This is a genomic window from Gemmobacter sp. 24YEA27 (assembly GCF_030052995.1).
GTDB lineage: Bacteria > Pseudomonadota > Alphaproteobacteria > Rhodobacterales > Rhodobacteraceae > Pseudogemmobacter.
The window spans coordinates 3,023,072-3,041,390 of record NZ_JASJPW010000001.1; the positions used below are offsets into that span (position 1 = coordinate 3,023,072).

General features: G+C 64.3%; 16 protein-coding genes and 1 pseudogene. 7 read left to right on the forward strand and 10 right to left on the reverse strand.

The features are described 5' to 3' along the window. Window positions 1-510 precede the first annotated feature (510 nt). The 5 genes from QNO18_RS15070 to tam all read right to left on the reverse strand — a co-directional run bounded on the left by QNO18_RS15070 (window position 511) and on the right by tam (window position 5,267). On the reverse strand, window positions 511-1,170 hold the full coding sequence (locus QNO18_RS15070; protein WP_198835528.1) for a GntR family transcriptional regulator: 660 nt from the start codon (window positions 1,168-1,170) through the stop codon (window positions 511-513). Between the two features lie 210 nt (window positions 1,171-1,380). Continuing rightward, on the reverse strand, window positions 1,381-2,304 hold the full coding sequence (locus QNO18_RS15075; RefSeq protein WP_283178329.1) for an NUDIX domain-containing protein: 924 nt from the start codon (window positions 2,302-2,304) through the stop codon (window positions 1,381-1,383). Further along, on the reverse strand, window positions 2,280-2,726 hold the full coding sequence (locus QNO18_RS15080) for a TrgA family protein (protein WP_283178330.1): 447 nt from the start codon (window positions 2,724-2,726) through the stop codon (window positions 2,280-2,282). Before QNO18_RS15080 ends, QNO18_RS15075 begins: the two co-directional genes overlap by 25 nt. A 210-nt stretch (window positions 2,727-2,936) precedes the next feature. Further along, window positions 2,937-4,169: an aminotransferase class V-fold PLP-dependent enzyme gene (locus QNO18_RS15085; protein ID WP_283178331.1), complete on the reverse strand. Its 1,233-nt coding sequence runs from the start codon at window positions 4,167-4,169 to the stop codon at window positions 2,937-2,939. 300 nt (window positions 4,170-4,469) lie between these two features. After that, window positions 4,470-5,267, reverse strand: a complete 798-nt coding sequence (tam, locus tag QNO18_RS15090) for a trans-aconitate 2-methyltransferase (protein WP_283178332.1) — start codon at window positions 5,265-5,267, stop codon at window positions 4,470-4,472. Between the two features lie 270 nt (window positions 5,268-5,537). On the opposite strand from tam, the gene QNO18_RS15095 reads away from it, so the two are divergent. After that, entirely contained in the window at window positions 5,538-6,590 is a 1,053-nt protein-coding gene (locus QNO18_RS15095) for an extracellular solute-binding protein (protein ID WP_283178333.1), read from the forward strand. 1,116 nt (window positions 6,591-7,706) lie between these two features. On the opposite strand, the gene QNO18_RS15100 is transcribed toward QNO18_RS15095, so the two are convergent. Both QNO18_RS15100 and QNO18_RS15105 read right to left on the reverse strand, forming a co-directional pair. After that, window positions 7,707-8,180: an Hsp20 family protein gene (locus QNO18_RS15100; protein ID WP_283178334.1), complete on the reverse strand. Its 474-nt coding sequence runs from the start codon at window positions 8,178-8,180 to the stop codon at window positions 7,707-7,709. Between the two features lie 202 nt (window positions 8,181-8,382). Continuing rightward, window positions 8,383-9,354 (reverse strand): trypsin-like serine protease, encoded by a 972-nt coding sequence (locus tag QNO18_RS15105; RefSeq protein WP_283178335.1) that lies wholly within the window; start codon window positions 9,352-9,354, stop codon window positions 8,383-8,385. A gap of 245 nt (window positions 9,355-9,599) precedes the next feature. Between QNO18_RS15105 and QNO18_RS15110 the strand changes: the two genes are divergently transcribed. The 6 genes and pseudogenes from QNO18_RS15110 (at window position 9,600) to QNO18_RS15135 (ending at window position 15,697) form a co-directional block, all read left to right on the forward strand. Then, a complete protein-coding gene (locus tag QNO18_RS15110) occupies window positions 9,600-10,487 on the forward strand; it encodes a LysR family transcriptional regulator (protein ID WP_198835536.1) in 888 nt (295 codons plus the stop codon). Between the two features lie 230 nt (window positions 10,488-10,717). Next, window positions 10,718-11,707, forward strand: a complete 990-nt coding sequence (locus tag QNO18_RS15115; RefSeq protein WP_283178336.1) for an FAD-dependent oxidoreductase — start codon at window positions 10,718-10,720, stop codon at window positions 11,705-11,707. Between the two features lie 241 nt (window positions 11,708-11,948). Further along, entirely contained in the window at window positions 11,949-12,428 is a 480-nt protein-coding gene (locus tag QNO18_RS15120) for a YbaN family protein (protein ID WP_283178337.1), read from the forward strand. Window positions 12,429-12,524: 96 nt separating this feature from the next. Continuing rightward, window positions 12,525-13,730, forward strand: coding sequence for an efflux RND transporter periplasmic adaptor subunit (locus QNO18_RS15125; protein WP_283178338.1), 1,206 nt, complete (start codon window positions 12,525-12,527; stop codon window positions 13,728-13,730). Window positions 13,731-13,866: 136 nt separating this feature from the next. Next, window positions 13,867-14,217 (forward strand): annotated as a pseudogene (locus tag QNO18_RS15130) (ATP-binding cassette domain-containing protein); the annotation flags it as partial. A gap of 313 nt (window positions 14,218-14,530) precedes the next feature. Continuing rightward, entirely contained in the window at window positions 14,531-15,697 is a 1,167-nt protein-coding gene (locus QNO18_RS15135; RefSeq protein WP_283178339.1) for an ABC transporter permease, read from the forward strand. A 210-nt stretch (window positions 15,698-15,907) separates the two neighbouring features. Here the strand turns inward: QNO18_RS15135 and bfr are convergent, their stop codons facing one another. The 3 genes from bfr to QNO18_RS15150 form a co-directional block, all read right to left on the reverse strand. Beyond that, on the reverse strand, window positions 15,908-16,393 hold the full coding sequence (bfr, locus tag QNO18_RS15140; RefSeq protein WP_283178340.1) for a bacterioferritin: 486 nt from the start codon (window positions 16,391-16,393) through the stop codon (window positions 15,908-15,910). 151 nt (window positions 16,394-16,544) lie between these two features. Beyond that, window positions 16,545-16,802, reverse strand: coding sequence for a (2Fe-2S)-binding protein (locus QNO18_RS15145; protein WP_198835542.1), 258 nt, complete (start codon window positions 16,800-16,802; stop codon window positions 16,545-16,547). Between the two features lie 18 nt (window positions 16,803-16,820). Next, entirely contained in the window at window positions 16,821-18,062 is a 1,242-nt protein-coding gene (locus tag QNO18_RS15150) for an imelysin family protein (RefSeq protein WP_283178814.1), read from the reverse strand. Between the last annotated feature and the right edge of the window lie 257 nt (window positions 18,063-18,319).

Below are 18,319 nucleotides of genomic sequence, written 5' to 3' on the forward strand. Positions count from 1 at the left end.
CAAAGAAGGCGTCCACCAACATGGGGCGATTCACATGTTTCCACCTGTGCGGGTCGGGGGGATGCAGATGCACGGGACAAACGCTCCGGGCGGTTCGCTTTTCAGCTATGCATGACGCGCGCCAGTGTCGATATCGAGGCGCTTTATCTCGACTCCGGCCACTCTCCGGGTTCGCCCAGGCCGTCCGCCGCCCCAGGCCTGTGTCACACAGCATGGCGCGCAGACCGTCTGTCGCGGCCTCGAGAATCTGCTATCCCGCGTCGTCTTCGCCTTCGCGGCCCCCACTTCCACCCGACTGCCGAGGCTGCTCGCCGCCTGAGCCTGGCGCGCGGGAAACGGCATATCGCCCATTGAAGCAGCAGAGCGCCATAATCCAGCGGAAGGCGAGGCGAGGAAAACAGTCCGACCGCGGGACTGTTTCAGCGACCGCATAAATTTAAACCCAGGCACACCCACTCCCGACCAGTCCCGGCAGTGACCGCCGCGCAACACCTGGCAAGGCCGCAGGCCTCAGAATGCCCCTTCAGCAAGCGCCAGCCGCACCTGATCCATGCCCTGGCCGATATCCTGCGCAATCGCGGCGGCAAGGGCCTCGGCATTGCCCGCCTCCATCGCCGCCAGCGCCTCGACATGCTGATCCGGCAGCCCTGCCCCTCCAAGCCGCCCCATCACGAGACGCAGGGACGGCCCGGCCCGCAGCCACAGGGATTGCGCGATATCCAGCAGCACCGGCGCATCCGCCGCCTCGTAAAGCGCGAAATGGAAGGCATGGTTGAACCGCAGATAGGCGGCGATATCGCCCTCGCTGATCGCGGTGTTGATGCGGTCGTCCAAAAGCCGCAACCGCCGGATCAGCGCCGGTTCCATCGCCCGCATCGCAAGCCGCGCCAGCTGCGGCTCAATCGCAAAACGCGCCCAGCCCAGCTGATCAAGCACCGATTCCGTCATCTGCGGCACCGAGACCCGACGATTGCCCTGGGGCATCAGCGCGCCTTCGGCCGCGAGCCGCCGGATCGCCTCGCGCACCGGTGTCATGCCGGCGTCAAGTTCGCCGATCAGCCCCTGGATTGTCACCGGCTGCCCCGGCGCCAGCGCGCCAAAGAGGATCATGTCGCGCAGCCGCGAATAGGTGACCTCATGGGTCGGGATCTTGCGGCTATCTGCATCCATCTCGGTCAATCCGGCCCTGAAATCCCCGGCATTGCACCGGAGCCGCACCCATCAACCCACCCCATGGCGGCCTCCCCGGCGACTGAGGCAGAGTTATGACCAGCCGCCAGGCCCGGATCAAGTGTAACAGGCATGAAACCTGAGCCTGCGTGACAAAACACGCAGCTTTCCCGCCCCGGGCGCGGCCCAGATGCCGCCTCGGGCCTCTGGTCAGCCCGCGCCCGCAGCTGCGCGCAAGGCAGGCCGCTGCCGCGCCAGCCAGAGCAGCGACAGGATCAGCGGCGCATTAGCAAGCCGGCCCTCGGTGAGCCAGGCCATCGCGGTGTCAAAGGGGATCACATGGGTGCGGATATCCTCGCCCTCGGTCGCGAGGCCAAAGAGCCCGCCGCTCTCTTCGGGCAGATCCGCAAGCCCCACCAGTGACCAGATATATTCGGTCAGCGCGCCGGGCGACGGGTAATAATCGCTGACATGCAAAAGCTGGCCGATGGTCAGGCCGGCCTCTTCCTGCGCCTCGCGCCGCGCGGCCTCTTCCGGGGTCTCGCCGGCGTCGATGCGGCCCGCGACCGCCTCGATCAGCCATGGTCGCGCCTCGCCTCTGATCCAGGGGCCCATGCGAAACTGTTCCACCAGCAGAACATGATCGCGCAGCGGGTCATAGGGCAGCACCGTCACCGCATCGGTCGCGACAAAGGCCTCGCGGATAAGCCCCCCACTCATGCCCCCGGCAAATTGCCGGTGCCTGAGCCCGGCCCGCGCCACCGCAAAGAAGCTGCGAAACGGGTGGTCCATGCTGTCGGTCTCGACCCGGGCATCTTCGGGGCCATTGGCGCGGGTTTGCCCGGCCGCGCGCAAAGCAGAGGCCGCACAGGACAGCATCGGCCCGCGCAAGGCATAAAGCCGCTCTGCTGACGCGGCCCCCTGCTGCGCCAGGATATCCTGGGCAAGCCGCAGCTCCAGCGCCGGATCGCCGGCCTCTGCGCCGCGGGTGGCCGCCTGCCAGAAGGCGAGACGCGCCTCCCCTGCGGCACCGCCGGGCCCGGCGATCAGATCGCGCAGCCCCGGGCATTTCGCAAAACGGGGATCCCCGCCCGGCAGATCCGCCGCGCTCACCGCCAGCGCCGCCTGGTCCATTCGGCAAGCGGCCCGCCAAAGACCCCCGCCACGATCAGCACGCCCAGCACGCCGACCGTCACCATATCCCGGCCGTTTTCCATCATTTTGGTGAACCAGCCCAGCATGGCATCCATCGGCCCTTCATAGCGCATCTTCATCGAATCGGCGACCATCTGCCGCCCCGAAAACACCATAAGCGCGAAAAACGCCATTACAATCGAGGTCTTGAGCCCCGTGCCGAGAGAATCGGCATAGCTGGACCCAACGCCATTTCCCATGATCTTCCAGCCGCAAATCAGGCCGATCGCTGCCGAAACCCCGCGAAAGACCATGGTGCCGCCAGCCCCTGCATCGGGAAGCGCGGGAATATGAGCATTGGCCGCAAGCCAGCCCATCAGGGCAAACCAGACTGCGGCCACCAGTTTTGCGGATGTCGGCATGTCACTCCTCAGACCCCGGAAGGCCCATCCAGACTGTTTCACTACAGCTGCAAACTCACGCAGAATTTTGTCAATTTGCGGGACGAGTTAAGACAATCTGCGTCAGATCAGCATGCTGCGCGCGAAAAACATCACCGCACAACCGCCCTCTTCCTCATGACCCAAATACTCCGGGGGTCCGGGGGCTGCCCCCCGGCGACCCCGGCTGTCTCAAAGCACCTGATCCAGCGCCCGGATCAGCCGCGCCACATCATCGGCGCTGGTGTAATGCGCCGCTGACAGCCGCAGCACCCCCTTCTCGCGCGCAATCCCAAGCGCCTCCAGCGGCCTGACGGCGTAGAAATCCCCGGCCCAGCAGGCGATCCCGTGTCGGCCAAGCTCTTCCGAGACCGGCTCTGCCGCAGCTGACAGCTCCACCGCCACCGTCGGCGCGCGCCGCGCCGCGTCACGGGGGCCGATCAGCCGCAGGTCGTTGCGCGCGGCAAGATAGTCCAGCAAGGGCTGGATCACCTTTATTTCCTGGGCGCGCATCAGATCATGGACAGCGCGCCCCCGCGCGCCCGCATCGCCGGTGATGCCGTGATGCGCCGCCAGGGCGTCGACATAATCCGCCATGCCCGCACAGGCCGCGACCTGGGCATGGTCTGGCCCGGCGGGCGTATGCCGCTTGTAAAGCGAGCCATGATTGAAGAAATGCCCCTGCCCCGGCAGATCCATCCCGAAAGCCTCGTCCAGCACCATGATCCCCTGATGCGGGCCATAGGTTTTATAGGCGGAAAACAGATAGGCGTCGCAGCCAAGCGCCGGGAAATCCGGGAAACCATGCGGCGCGTAAGACACGCCATCGACCACCACCTTCGCCCCCGCCGCATGGGCCAGCGCAGAGATCGCCGCCACATCATTCACTTCGGCAATCACATTTGAGCAATGCGGAAACGCGACCAGGCGCACCTGCCCATCCGCCAGCAGCGCGCTCAGATCCGCCGGGTCGAGCGAACCGGTTTCCGGATCGAGCCGCCATTCCCGAACCTCGATCCCCTCATCGGCCAGACGCCGCCAGACGCCGCTATTGGCCTCGTGATCCTGGTTCGTCACCACGATCGCGGCCTTCGCATCCCCCTTCAGCCAGGCCCGCACCGCCTGGGCCAGCACATAGGTATTGGCGCTGGTTGACGGGCCGAACGAGACCTGCGCCGGCTTTACCGCCATCATCGCGGCCAGCTTTTCCCGCGCCTCATCCATCTCGGCGCCCGCCGCCTGCCCGCCCGGATAGGGCCCGTAAGGCTGCACCTTGCGGTCATGGTAGAACCGCGTCAGCCGGTCGATCACCTGGATACAGGGATAGCTGCCGCCGGCATTCTCGAAAAACGCATGTGAGGACAGGACCGGCGAGGCAAAGGCCGGAAACTGTTTGCGGGTAAAGTCCAGATCAAGTGCGGTCATCCCATTTCCCCAGTCATTATAATCTCTGTCATTCTGAGCCCGGTCATTCTGGGCCCGGTCGTTATGGGCCCGGTCTTCAGATCTGCGGGAAAAGGGGGCGGCATAAACCTGCGGCCCAGGGCGCGTCCGGTCTCCCGGCCCCCTTTTTCGCAGCAGGTCTTCCAGCCAGAGCCGGCGATGTCTCCCGCCGGCCCAGATCCCGTGTCAGCACATGTTTGCCTCCGGGGGATCGCTGCCGAGATTTATCCGGCGCCTCCTGAAAGACAAGCCCCCTCTTGCGACGGGGGGGAGGAAAGGCGCTCAGGCCCGGGTCGCGACAAAGAAGGCGCGCGGGAAGGGCAAGAGCACACGCCCGCCCCGTTCGGGATAGAACGGCGCAATCCGCGCGCGGAAGGCGTCGAGGAATTCCGCGCGTTCGGCTTCGCTCAATGGCGCGAGCAATGGTCGCAGCGCCGAGCCGAGGAACCATTGCGTCACCGCATCCGTGCCGGTCAGCTCCACCTGGTAGACTGTCCGCCAGATATCAAGCTGCCGGCAGTCCGCGCGCAAAAGCGCGTGCAGCTCCGGGGGGGTCAGAAGCGGCACGCGCCGCGCCCGTGCCGCCGTCAGCCGGTCGGCCCAGCGGGGATCGGCCGAGATTTCGCGCATGGCGATATGGGTCGGCTCGTCAAGATTATCGGGCATCTGCACCGCAAGCACGCCGCCCGGGCTCAGCTGTGCCAGAAGCCGGGGAAAGAGCTGCCGGTGATCCGGGATCCATTGCAGCGACGCATTGGCATAGACCAGATCCTGCGGCCGCGCCGCCGCCCAGGTCGCAATATCCGCCGCCTCGAAATGGCAGTCCGGCAGCGCCGCGCGCGCGGTTCGCAGCATATCCGCATCGGTATCGGTCCCGGTGATCCGCGCCGCGCCGAACCGCGCGCGCAAAAGCGCCGTGGAATTCCCCGGGCCAGAGCCAAGATCGGTCACCTCCTGCGCCGTCTCCAGCGGGACCGCCGCCAGCAGATCGCGGGCCGGGCGCGTGCGCGCATCAAGGAATTTCGAATATTGGCCCGCAGACCATCCGCCTTCCATCGGTTCTGCCCCGGTCACTGCCATTGTCGCCCCCGTTTCTTTTCAGCTCTGGCCCCGTCTCATCGCACGGGGGCCCTCACGCCTGTCTCACGCGGCTACAAATCAGCCGCCCGGAAATCAGCCAGCGGAATTCTTTCCCATATCCGGGACGGCGGAAAGCCGGTTTTGGGTGTCAAAGATGCTTGTGAGAGAATTTCACCTGTCATAGCCTCACAGAGATCACCGGTGCCCGGATCTGCCCCAGGGGGCCAGACTGACGGCACCTGCCTGATATCAACCGCCAGAGGAGTCACGATGACCCGTTGCCTTTCTTACCTTGCCGGAGCCGCTTCGGCCATCGCGATTGCCACCGCAGCGCAGGCCGCCGACCCCGAGCTGACCGTTTTCGACTGGGCTGGCTGGGAAATCGATGGCGCGCTCGCCCCCTATGTCGCGAAAAACGGCCAGAAGCCGACCTACGCGTTCTATGCCGATGACGATGAGGCGTTCCAGAAAGTCTCTTCCGGGTTCAAGGCCGATGTTGTCCACCCCTGCCCCGGCGCCGTGCCGAATTACCGCGAAGCCGGGCTGATCGAGCCCTGGGATACGTCGAAAATCGAGGCTTTCGCCAATATCGACCCGGAATTGCTGGAATCGCATCACATCAAAGATGATGAGGGCGTCTGGTTCATCCCCTATGACTTTGCCTATACGGCCATCGCCTATAACAAAGACAAGGTCTCCGAGGACAAGGTCGCCTCGCTGAATGTTTTCCTCAACCCCGACTTCAAGGGCAAGATCGCGATTTCGGACAATTCCGATGACGCCTGGGCGCTTGGTTTCCTCGCCACCGGCACCGACTCCTGGGATGAGGTGACCGATGAACAGATCGAGAAAGCCGCCGCCTGGCTGCGCGAAGCCGCGCCGAATGTGCGCTCCTGGTGGTCGGATCCGTCGGAACTGGCGCAGCTGATGGCGAGCGGTGAGGTCGAGGTCGCCTGGTCCTGGAATGACCCGGTTGCCATTTTGCAGGCCGATGGTTTCCCGGTGGGCTTCAATCGCGCACCGGCCGAGGGCTCGACCACCTTCTTCTGCGGTTTCGTCAATATGAAGAACGGCCCCGGCAAGGAAGACAAAGTCTATGACTGGGTGAATTCGATGTTCGCGGTCGAAAGCCTGCCGTCGATCATCGAGGCGATCGGCTATGCCAATACCAACAAAGCCGCGACCGATGCCATCGATCCCGAAAGGCTGAAATCCGCCTTCCTCGACCCGGTCGAAACCACGCTGTTCCGCCAGACACCGATGGACCCGGATCTGCGCGCGCGCCTGCTGGAAGAGTTCGAACTGATCAAGATGGGGCTCTGATCTCATACTGACCCGAAAAGCCCCCCCGGCGGAGCGTTCCGCCGGGGGTTTTTCTGTGAGTGGCGGCGTCGCAGGCCAGGGGCCGACCACATCTCCTGCACCCCCGCGCGCCTGCCGCAGACAGCTGTGACAGAGTTTGCGCGGCCCGGGCGGCGTGTTCGCTCTCCCAAAGGCACCGCAAGCTTCCCGGCTCGTTCCGCCCCTGCATTTCCACGGGGCCGCGAAATCGCCGACCTGCCGGTTTCCCCGGATTGCTGCCCTTGTGATGTCTGACCCTCCCGTCTTATGCTCAGACCTATGGGGACGGTCATCGTAAACATTGCCCTGGCCGCCGCGGGCATTGCGCTGGTCATTGCCTGTATTGCGGTGCCCAACCTGATCGTTCTTTGGGCGGCGCTTTATGTGGCGCTTTGGGCAGTTACCCTCTGGATACGCAGGAAGAGATAGGTCCAGCCACCGCAAGAGCACCTTTGCCGGCGCCACGACCTGTCCGGCCTGCGCTTCGGACAGGTGTTGCCTGGCTGCGAGAGCCTTCGTTTTTCGGCCTTCAGGGGCAGGCCAGCCGGAGGCAGGGATTTCCGTAATACCAGCACAGATCCTGAAAGATGCCGGCGCGAAACCGGAGGCCCAACAGGGAGCCTGGACAATCGCTTTGCCTGGAACCCGATTACGAAGGCAGGCATCGAAAAATCTGCCTCGGCAAGCGTCGCCGGTTGAGCGACTTCTTTTGAGCCGCTGACACGCAGCGGGCCAGAAGCTCAAATTTCCGCCATTTCTATTTTATATCAAATAATTACGCATAAATCTCAGTGCTGAAGATAGCGGGTTGTGGCTCTTCGGCCTCTGTCGGTTTCCCAGAGCTGGACCAGGCAAGGTACGGGCTGCGAGACAACTGCGCCTGAACCACCCTGGTGGTGCTGTCCTTGATCTATCATGCGTGGCCGGCGGCACATGCGGCGCCGACAAGAGATTTCAGCCGTCTGCTCTGGCCGTGATACCGACTGTGGCACTCAGATCATCCCTCGCTGTCGTGGGAACCGTATCAGACGAGAAAAGGCGCATCGGTTGCCCGATGCGCCTCTGTCTCTGCCGCATAGTCTCAGGCAGACCGTTGCCTCAGTTCACCTGTTCTGCCCGGGCCTCAAGCGCGGGGGCCTCTGCGCTGACTGGCCCGGCAATCTCGATCCGGCGCGGCTTCATTGCCTCGGGGATCTCGCGCGCGAGGTCGATATGCAGCATGCCAAGCTCATGCGACGCGCCGGTGACGCGGACATGATCGGCCAGCGCGAAGCGGCGCTCAAAAGCGCGGGTCGCGATGCCACGATGCAGGAAGCTGCGGGGGGCCTCATCGGCGGCCTTGCGGGCGGTCACAAACAGGCTGCCGTCGCGCACTTCGACCGTAAGATCCTCGGGGCCGAAACCGGCAACGGCGACCGAGATGCGGTAAGCATCTTCGGCGGTTTTTTCGATATTATAGGGCGGGTAGCCCGGCTGAGCGACATCGGATGTCAGAACCCGGTCCATCAGATCGGCCACACGGTCAAAGCCGACAGTGGCACGGTAAAGCGGTGCGAAATCATAGCTGCGCATGATCATCCTCCTTGGGAAGCGATGCTCTTCGGATCAAACCCTCCCCTCACGGGGCCGGGCATTGGCGCCGGACCCATCATGGCGTCCGGCATGACCCTGATCTGGGAAGCCTGCCCCCCTGCGTCAAGGGGCGCGCTACAGCCGGGCAGAGGTCACATCCGCGTGAGCGCGTAGCTGTGCCGGGAAGGCGCCGCGAGACGCGTTACGGCCGGATGAATTTGGCGCCGCCCTGCCCCATGGTAGTAGCCTGGCCGCCACTGCTGGCCGGGTCCGCAGCTTCCGCCGCAGTCTCTGCCGCCGCCCCGCCACCGCGATTGGCGCCACCGCCTGAGATCACCCGTACCCCCGCCGCCCCGCGCCCGGGCAAATCGAGCCCGAGTTCATCGCGCAGCCGTTGCAGCGGCGCGTCTACCGCGACGGCGAGCGCGACTTTCTCGCCGTTGTAATCCGCCTTGGCCGAGATCACCGCCACGACCTCGGGCCGCCCGTCGCGCAGCGCGAAAACCGGTGCACCCGAGGAGCCGAAATCGATGTCACAGGTCAGGACCAGCGCCGATGTCTCCAGCGCCAGCACGGCACAGTCGCGCTCGATCGAGGGCACTTCCGCGCGGTCCTTCGCATAGGAAACCACGCTGACGGCGGCGTCACGCATCGGGCGCGGGCCGGTGGGGAAAGGCTCAATCTGCGGCAACATGATCGGCTTGTCGAGTTCCAGAAGCGCCAGATCCCAGGCAACGCGGCCCAGATTGTCACTGCCGGAATAAACGTAATCCGGATGTGCGACCGAACGGCGGACGCCGCGATAGGCCTCGGCCCGGCCATTGCGCCAGCCCGCCTGAAAGGTGATCATTTCATCCCTGAGCCTGGCGCCGGTATCTTTGTCAAAGAGGCAATGCGCCGCTGTCAGCACCAGCTGCCGCTCGATCAGCACCCCGGTGCAAAACCCGCGATCCCCCAGCACCAGCTTGCCTACCGGCTGCCAGCCCCGTGCTTCATCGGCCGTCTGCATCCCGATCACTGCCTTCGGATCAGCCGCAGCCGGCGCCGGCAGCAGGATCGGCGCCAGTGCGGCCCCGGCCAAGGCGATAGCGGTCAGTGAAATTCTGGGCTGCGAGAGCGCCAGTCTGCCCGCACCCACCGCCATTGCGACAAAGAAATTCGGCAAACTGATCATTGCTGGTGCAATCGCCCTTTGTATCCATCCGGATCGGCGCGCAGCCGAAGGTGGCGCGCATACTCACCCGGGCAAGCTCCCGCATCATTCTGGTGAATTTGCGGCAAAAGCAACCCAAACTCACGCCCCTCATTGGGCAGGGGAAGATTTCCCTGCATCCTGGCATGTTTACCCCGGAGCCCCCTTGCCTCTTGCGCCAATCCGTAATCATCTGTGCGCTGACGCACAGCCAGCCGGGGAACTTCATGGAAAACTGGGACGAGATCCGCACCGCCTTTCAGGTCGCCCGCCTTGGCACCGTCTCGGGTGCGGCTGAAGTTCTGGGCGTGCATCATGCCACTGTGATCCGCCATATTGATGCGCTGGAAAAACGGCTCGGCACGCGGCTTTTTCAGCGCCATACCCGCGGCTATACGCCGACCGAGGCCGGGCGCGACCTGCTGACCGTCGCCCAGACCACCGAAGAGCAATTTGCCCAGCTCGGCTCGCGCATCAAGGGCCATGGCGAGACGGTGCAGGGCGAGTTCATCATCACCTCGATCGCCGGGCTTTCGGGCCTGCTGGTCCCGGTACTGGCCGATTTCCAGCGCCAGCATCCGGCGGTGATCGTGCGGCTTCTGACCGATATGCGCATCTTCCGGCTGGATTATGGCGAGGCGCATGTGGCGATCCGCGCCGGCGCAGCCCCCGAAGAGCCCGACAATGTCGTCCAGCCGCTGATCCGGATCCGCTACGGGCTTTACGCGTCGAAATCCTATGTCGAGGCCTGGGGCAAACCGGAATCGGAACATGATTTCGCCGGCCACCGCTTTGTCATCGCCGAAAGCGAAGGCAGCCGCGCCGCGTTTTTCCGCTGGCTGCGCGACAAGGTGTCGAACGAACAGCTCACCTTCCGCTCGACCGAGCCGGCGGCCTGGGATGCGGCGCTGGAAGCTGGAATGGGCATCGGGTTCCTGCCCGCCTGGGAGGCCGCAACCCGCCCCGACCTCGTCGAAGTGCTGGCGCCCCGCCCGGAATGGGATTCGCCTTTGTGGATCGTCACCCATGTCGACCTGCACCGCACCCGCAAGGTCCAGGCCTTTGTCGGGCTTTTGAAGGAAAAGGCCCGCAACTGGCCGCAATGCGCCGGGTAATCCGCCTGCCCTGACCCTTGCGGGCCCGGACACGCTTGCGTGACGCAGGCCCGGGCGGCGGGGAGGATCTGGAAACCCGCCCGCCCACATGCGAAGATAGGCGCATGCGTTCAGCCAGTCAGGGCCGCCACAAGCCGCGCGCCCCGCTTTCGCCAGAACGGCAGCGCCGGTCTGCCCCCGAAGGCAGAGCGGAGGCGGCTCAGGGATGGGCCAGAGGCGGGGACAGGACGATGCCGGAACAGGATCAGGACTGCGTGATCGCGGGCGGAGGCCCGGCGGGCATGATGGCGGGGCTCTTGCTGGCCCGCGCCGGTCTGCGGGTGACGGTGATCGAGAAACACCCTGATTTCCTGCATGATTTTCGCGGTGACACCATCCATCCCTCGACCCTGCAAGTGATCGCCGATCTGGGCTGGCTCGAGGAATTTCTGGCTCTGCCGCATCAGAAGGCCCCCGATCTCCATGCTGAGATCGGCGGGCGTCAGGTGACCATCGCCGATTTCCGCAGCCTGAAGACAGATTGCCGTTACATCGCCTTCATGCCGCAATGGAATTTCCTGAATTTCCTCGCCGGAAAAGCCGCCGCCATGCCCGGGTTCACCCTTCGAATGGGGCATTCGGTCACCGGTCTTTTGCGCGACGGCGATAAACCCGGCGATAAAACCTGTGGCCTTACCTGGCAATCGGACAGCGGGACGGGCGAGATCCGCGCGCCGCTCGTGATCGGCGCCGATGGCCGACATTCGGTGATACGGCGCGAGGCGGGGTTTATCGTCACCGATTTCGGCTCGCCGGTGGATGTGGTCTGGCTAAGGCTCTCGCGTCGGGCCGGTGATCCCGCGCCCGCGATGAGCCATGCCGGCCCGGGCCAGGGCCTCGTGCTGATCGACCGTGGCGAATACTGGCAATGCGGCTATGTGATCCGCAAAGGGTCTTATGATGATCTGCAGGCTGCGGGCCTGCCGGCATTTCGTGCGGCACTGGCAGCACTTGCGCGGCTACCGGCCGGGCGGTTTGACGAGATCACCTCCTGGGATCAGATCCATCTTCTGTCGATCCGGATGGACCGCCTGACGCGCTGGTGGGCGCCGGGCGTGCTTTGCATCGGCGACGCCGCGCATGCGATGTCGCCGGTTGGCGGTTTTGGCGTCAATCTCGCGATCCAGGACGCCGTGGCGACAGCGAATATCCTCGCGGCCCCCTGCGCGAGGGGAGGCTGAGCCCGCGCGACCTGGCTCGGGTAGAGGCGCGGCGCCTTTTCCCCACCCGCGCGACGCAAGGCCTGCAAAAGATGATGCGCCGCAAACGACGCCCCGATGGCGCAGCCGTCCCCCGTCCGCCGGGTTTTATCCGCATGATCGCGCGGTGGCCGGTGCTGGCGCGGCTGATGGGGCGCCAGCACCGGCCTCGGTTTCCGTCCGGAACGGATCGCGCCCCTTCCCCTGAAGCCCGGGAGTGCCCATGACCGATAAAAGCCCGCAATCCGGCGAAACCGGCAATCCCCCTGACACCAATGGGTTCAGCAGCGAGAGATTCAGCAGCGAGGCCGGCACCGGCAGCCCGGCCGCCACCAAATCAGTCATCGCCCGCACGCTTTTCCTGGCCCTCGGTCTGTTTCTCACCGGCCTCGGCTTTGTCGGGATCTTTCTGCCGGTGGTGCCGACCGTGCCTTTCCTGATCCTCGCTGCCGCCTGTTTCACCCGCTCTTCGCCCCGGCTGGAGCGCTGGCTGCTGGATCACCGGCATTTCGGCCCGCTTTTGCGCGACTGGCGCGACAAGGGCGCAATCCCGCGCCGCGCGAAATGGATGGCAGCAGGCGGCTGCAGCCTTGGATTCGCCGTGTTCGTCTGGGGCAGCAGCCCCGGCTGGCCGCTGACCCTCGCGGTTGCCGCAATCATGGCTTTGGGCGTGATCTTTGTCTTCACCAGACCCGATGCCTGAACAATAAATCCCGGGCCGGGCCGCGACGGAAGCTTGCGGTGCAAGCGTATAATCCGGCAACAGACGAGCAGCACAAGCAAGCCGGATCACAGCCAGATGCGCAAAATCCTTTGGACCACCCTTATCCTCGCACTTGCCGGCGGCGCGGGCTTTGGCCTGTGGCGGATGCAGGTGAACGAGGGCGCCGCCCAGGCCGCGCCGGTCTCGGAGGCGGTGATCCGCGGCACCTTCCGCAAGACCGTGCTGGCAACCGGCGTGATCGAGGCCGCAAGCCTTGTCTCGGTCGGCGCCCAGGTCGGTGGTCAGATCCAGTCCCTGCCGGTTGAGCTGGGGCAGAAACTCGCCGCCGGAGACCTTGTGGCGCAGATCGATCCTGAGGATCAGAAGACCGACCAGCTGCGCGCCCAGGCCTCGCTGGCGCAGATCCGTGCCCAGATCGCGGCCCAGGAGGCCAGTATCGAAGAGGCCCGCCTCGCGCTCGACCGTCAGCGCGAGCTGAACAGCCGCAAGCTCGCCACCACCCAGACGCTTGAGGCCAGCGAGGCGCAGTTCAAGGTCGCCGAAGCCAATCTCGCGGCGCTGAAAGCCAGCGAATCCCAGGCCGAACTTGCCGTTCAGGCCGCGAATATAGCGCTGGAACGCACAAGGATCACCGCGCCCTCTGACGGTACGGTCGTGGCCCTGGTCGCGCGCGAAGGGCAGACGATCAACGCCAACCAATCCAGCCCGACGCTGATTAAACTGGCCGAACTCGACCGCATGATCATCAAGGTCGATATTTCCGAGGCCGACGTGATCGCGGTTCATGCCGGCCAAAAGGCAAGTTTCACCCTGTCGGGCGCGCCCGATATGCGCTTTGACGCGGTCCTGCGCGATATCGAGCCGGCGCCGGCCTCGATTGCAACCTCCGATGAGGTCGATACCAGCTCGGCGATCTATTACCGCGCCATTCTCGAAGTGCCGAATCCGAAAGGCATCCTCAGGATCGGCATGACCGCCGAAGTGGTGATCGTGATGGAAGAGATCCCCGATGCGCTGATCGTGCCGACCGCCGCGGTGATCTCGGGGCGGAGCAGCGGGAGTAAGCTGCGGGTGCTGGACCCGGCCACCGGCGCGGTCGAGATCCGCGATGTCGAGACCGGGGCCGCCACCGCCAGCCAGACCGTGATCCTCTCCGGGATCGGCGAAGGCGAGCGCATCGTGACCGCCGGTCCTGGCGCCATGCCGCGTGGGGCGGGCCAGCAACCGGGTCAGACCGGCCGGATGCCGGGGACACCGAGGCCCTCGGGCGGGCTGTTCTGAGGCCGGGCAGATGAGTGATCCCGTCAAAAGCGGCCCGCCGCTGATTGAATTGCGCGGCATCAGCCGCAGCTTCACCAGCGGCGGCGAGAGCCTCACCGTGCTGCAAGATGTCAGCCTGACCATCCATGCCGGCGAGATGGTGGCGATTGTCGGCACCTCCGGTTCGGGAAAGTCGACGCTGATGAACGTCATCGGCTGTCTCGACCGGCCAAATACAGGCAGCTACCACTATAACGGCATCGATGTGACTGCCCTGCCCGAAGAAGGCCGCGCCCGGCTGCGCCGTCTGCATTTCGGATTTATATTCCAGCGCTATCAGTTGCTTGCTGACCTCGATGCCAGCGGCAATGTCGAAGTTCCCTCGATCTATGCCGGCCGCCCTGCCCGTGAGCGGTCCCATCGCGCGAAAGAACTGCTCACGCGGCTTGGCCTTGGCGAGCGCAGCGACCACCGCCCGTCAGAGCTTTCGGGCGGCCAGCAGCAACGCGTCTCGGTCGCGCGCGCGCTGATGAATGGCGGCGAGGTGATACTCGCGGATGAGCCGACCGGCGCGCTCGACAACCGCTCCGGCAAGGATCTGCTGGCGCTGCTCGATGAGCTGAATGCGCGCGGCCATACGATCATCATCGTCACCCATGACCGCGATGTCGCCGCCCGCGCCGGGCGGGTGATCGAGATCTCGGATGGCACGATCCTCTCGGACAGCGGCCCCGCCCCTGTGACCGGCACCACGCCCGACCCGCGCCGCCCGAGAAAACCGGCCCCTCGCCCGGGCCGGCCGGCTGCGCGATGCTTTCACCATGGCACTGCGCTCGCTCAATGCGCATCGGCTGCGCAGCTTTCTGACCATGCTCGGCATCATCATCGGCATCGCTTCGGTCGTGTCGGTGGTGGCGCTTGGCACCGGATCGCGCGAACAGGTGCTGGAAAATATCGCCTCGCTCGGCACTTCGACCATCACCGTGCGCCCCGGCACCGGTTTTGGCGACCGCAATGCGAGGCGGATCAACACGCTGATCGACACTGATGCGACGGTGCTGGCTGGCGAACCCTATACCGCCTCGGCCTCACCCGAGATCTCCACCACGGAAAATGTGACGCGCAGCGCGGTAACAGCGAGCCTCTCCGTGCGCGGTGTCGGTGCGGGGTATTTCGATGTCGGCGGGTTTTCGGTGGCCAGCGGGCAGCTTCTGACCCAGATTGCGATAGACAGCCGCGCTCAGGTCGGCGTGCTCGACAGTGATGCGCGCAACGCCTTCTTTGCCGCAAGCGAGGATCCGATCGGCAAAGTCCTGTTGATCGGACGGGTGCCGATTGAGGTGATCGGTGTGGTCAGCGCCTCCGGCCAGAGCTTTGGCCCCTCAACGCCGCGGATTTTCCTGCCCTATACGACGGTCAGCCAGCGCATCACCGGCCAGAACCGGGTGGATTCGATCACTGTCCGCGTGCACGACGATGCAGATATGGCCGAGGCCGAAGCGGGGATCACCCGGCTCCTGACCCAGCGCCATGGCAAGGAAGATTTCTTCCTCACCAATTCCGATACGATCCGCGAGAATCTGACCGCCACCAACCGGACACTGACGCTCCTGATCTCGTCGATCGCCGTGATCTCGCTGATCGTCGGCGGCATTGGCGTGATGAACATCATGCTGGTCTCGGTGACCGAACGAACCCGCGAGATCGGCGTCCGCCTCGCAGTGGGGGCAAGGCGCTCCGACATCATCGCGCAGTTCCTGATCGAAGCGGTGCTGGTCTGCTTCATCGGCGGCGTGCTGGGCGTCGCCCTCGCCCTTGGTGGCGGCTGGCTTGCGGGCCAGATCGGCCAGGAAATCCGGCTGAGCTATTCCACGCTCACCATCATCGCAGCCTTTCTGTCCTCAACGACGATCGGCATCGTTTTTGGCTATCTGCCGGCGCGCGCGGCTTCGAAACTCGACCCGGTGGTGGCGCTGGCACGGGAATGATCCGCGCGCCGCTCCCTGCCCGGCTGCAGAAGCCTCCGGCGGGGATATTTAAGGACAGAAAATAATCCTCTCTCTCATTTTCTGTCTCAAAATATCCCGGGGGTGAGCGGCAAAGCCGCGAGGGGGCTGGCCCCCTCCTTCCCCAAAACCAAAAGAGCCGCAGCAGATTTCCCCGCCACGGCACTTCAAAGTCACAGTTTCAAGCCGCGCTTATTCGGCTTCATTCGCCGGCGAGGCGTTCAGCAGGCCGTAATTCTTGTCGCCCAGTTCTTTGAACAGACCCAGCTGGGTTTCGATGAAGTCGATATGGCCTTCCTCATCCTGGATCAACTCGTCAAACAGCGCGCGGCTGACATAATCACCGGCTTCGTCGCAATAGCGGCGCGCCTCGATATAGAGATCGCGGGCGCCATGTTCTGCGGCAAGGTCCGCCTCGAGGATCTCTTTCACATTCTGGCCGATCCGCAGGCTGTCAAGCTTTTGCAGATTCGGGTGGCCTTCGAGAAAGATGATGCGGGTGATGAACTTATCCGCATGTTGCATCTCTTCGATCGACTCGGCCCGCGCCTTGGCGGCCAGTTTGCCATAGCCCCAGTCGTCGAGCAGGCGGTAATGCAGCCAGTACTGGCTCACCGCGGTCAGCTCGGAGCGCAGGCCGGCATTGAGATATTCGATGACTTTCTTGTCGCCCTTCATGGCAAACCCCAATCGTTGCGCGGGCGCAGGGCCCGGCTTGCTACGGATGGGCAGAAGGTAAATCGACCCGACGCCGCTGTCTATGGGGGAGAGAAACTTTTTAGAATAATTCTAAATCTGACAAAAACGCCCGGAAAAATTCTGGTTTTTCTCAGCCGAGGCGGCGCGCGCGCATCGGTTTCAGCATTGGAACGGCCGGTCTCGCCGGATCTCCGGCCACACCAAAGCTCTCGCAGCTGCGCATCGTATCAAGGAAGACCGGCATGCAACCGCCACAATCCGCCTTCTTGCCAAGCGCGTGATAGACCTTGCCCGGGGTGATGATGGTCGAAGGATCCGCCGCCCGCATCCAGTCCACGGCGGCGCGGATCTCATGGTCGGAGATGCTCATGCAATGACAGACGATCATGGCGGCGGTTCTCTCAGCTTACTGGAAGACGGCGTTGGGGTTGTCGAGGCTGTCGGACCCCTCGAAATCGATCTTCGATAGGCCCAGCACGGAAACTGCGCGTTCGATCGAGGCGGTCTGGGTCACCAGCGCATTGACCGCGCCCATGATCAGTTTCTCGCCCTTTTCATTGCCGGCCTCCAGCATCTGGTCATAGGCGAAGCCTTCCTCGGCGGCGGTTTTGATCGCATTCAGCGCCGCGACCGAGCTGTCCAGTTCGGCCTTCAGCTGGGTATCGACGGCCGCATCCCTCGCTGCCAGCAGTTCCGACACGGACGGGCCGGTCAGTTTCGTGCCATCAATGCGGGTATATTCGCCGAGATAGACATTCCTGATGCCCAGCCCGTCATAATAATGGCTGTTATGGGTATTGTCGGAGAAGCAATCATGCTCCTCTTCCGGATCCGAGAGCATCAGGCCAAGCTTCATCCGCTCACCCGCCAGTTCACCATATGACAGTGAGCCCATGCCGGTCAGGATCGCCATAAGCCCGGCCGACGGGTCCTGGACAACCGCTTTGCGCGCCTCGCCCTCAGCCCCCCAGTCACCGGTCATCTCTTCGAGATCCGAGACCAAAAGGTCGGAGGCCGCGATCAGATAGGCGGCGCGGCGGTCGCAATTGCCGCCGGTGCAGGCGTCACCCGTGGCATAATCGGTCCAGGGGCGGTTGCCCGCGCCCGGGCCGGTGCCGTTCAGATCCTGACCCCAGAGCAGGAATTCAATTGCGTGATAGCCCGAGGCGACATTGGCCTCGATCCCGTCGGCCTCCTGCAACACATCTGCGATCAGCGCGGGCGTGATGGTGGTGGCGTCGATCTCATTGCCGGACAATGTGAATTTCGGATTCGCGATCACATTCAGCGTGGCCAGCGGGTTCTCCTCGCTCTCGCCGTAGCTGGCGGCGTCGACATAATCGATCAGCCCCTCATCCAGCGGCCAGGCGTTCACCTTGCCTTCCCAGTCATCAACCAGCGCATTTCCGAAGCGGAAGGCCTCGGTCTGCTGATAGGGCACGCGCGCGGCAAGCCAGGCGCTGCGCGCCGCATCCAGCGTTTCCTGCGACGGCTGCGCCACCAGGTTGCCAAGTGATTCCCGCAGCACCCGCGCGGTGGCGAGGCTGTCGCCGTAAGAGGCTTCGGCGATATCGGCATAATGTGCCACCACGCCGGCAGGGTCTGCCGCGAGCGCCGGCGCCGGCGCCGCGAGCGTGGTGCTCAGCAAAGCCGCGAGAACAAGGCGGGAATTTTTCACAAGACGCGGATTTTTCAAGACTTAACTCCGGCGGGATGAGGGAAACCGGCCAGCAGGTCAGCGCAGGGTGCGACACGTGGTGCCACGCAGAACGAGCGGGCGGACCTGGCAGGGAAACTGAACGAACCGGTCATATGGCCTCGCGACGGCAAAGGGATGGATTGGAACCATTGCCTGGCTGCCGGAATGGATGACAAGTTTTATCAGAAAAGTAAAGCCGAGAGTTT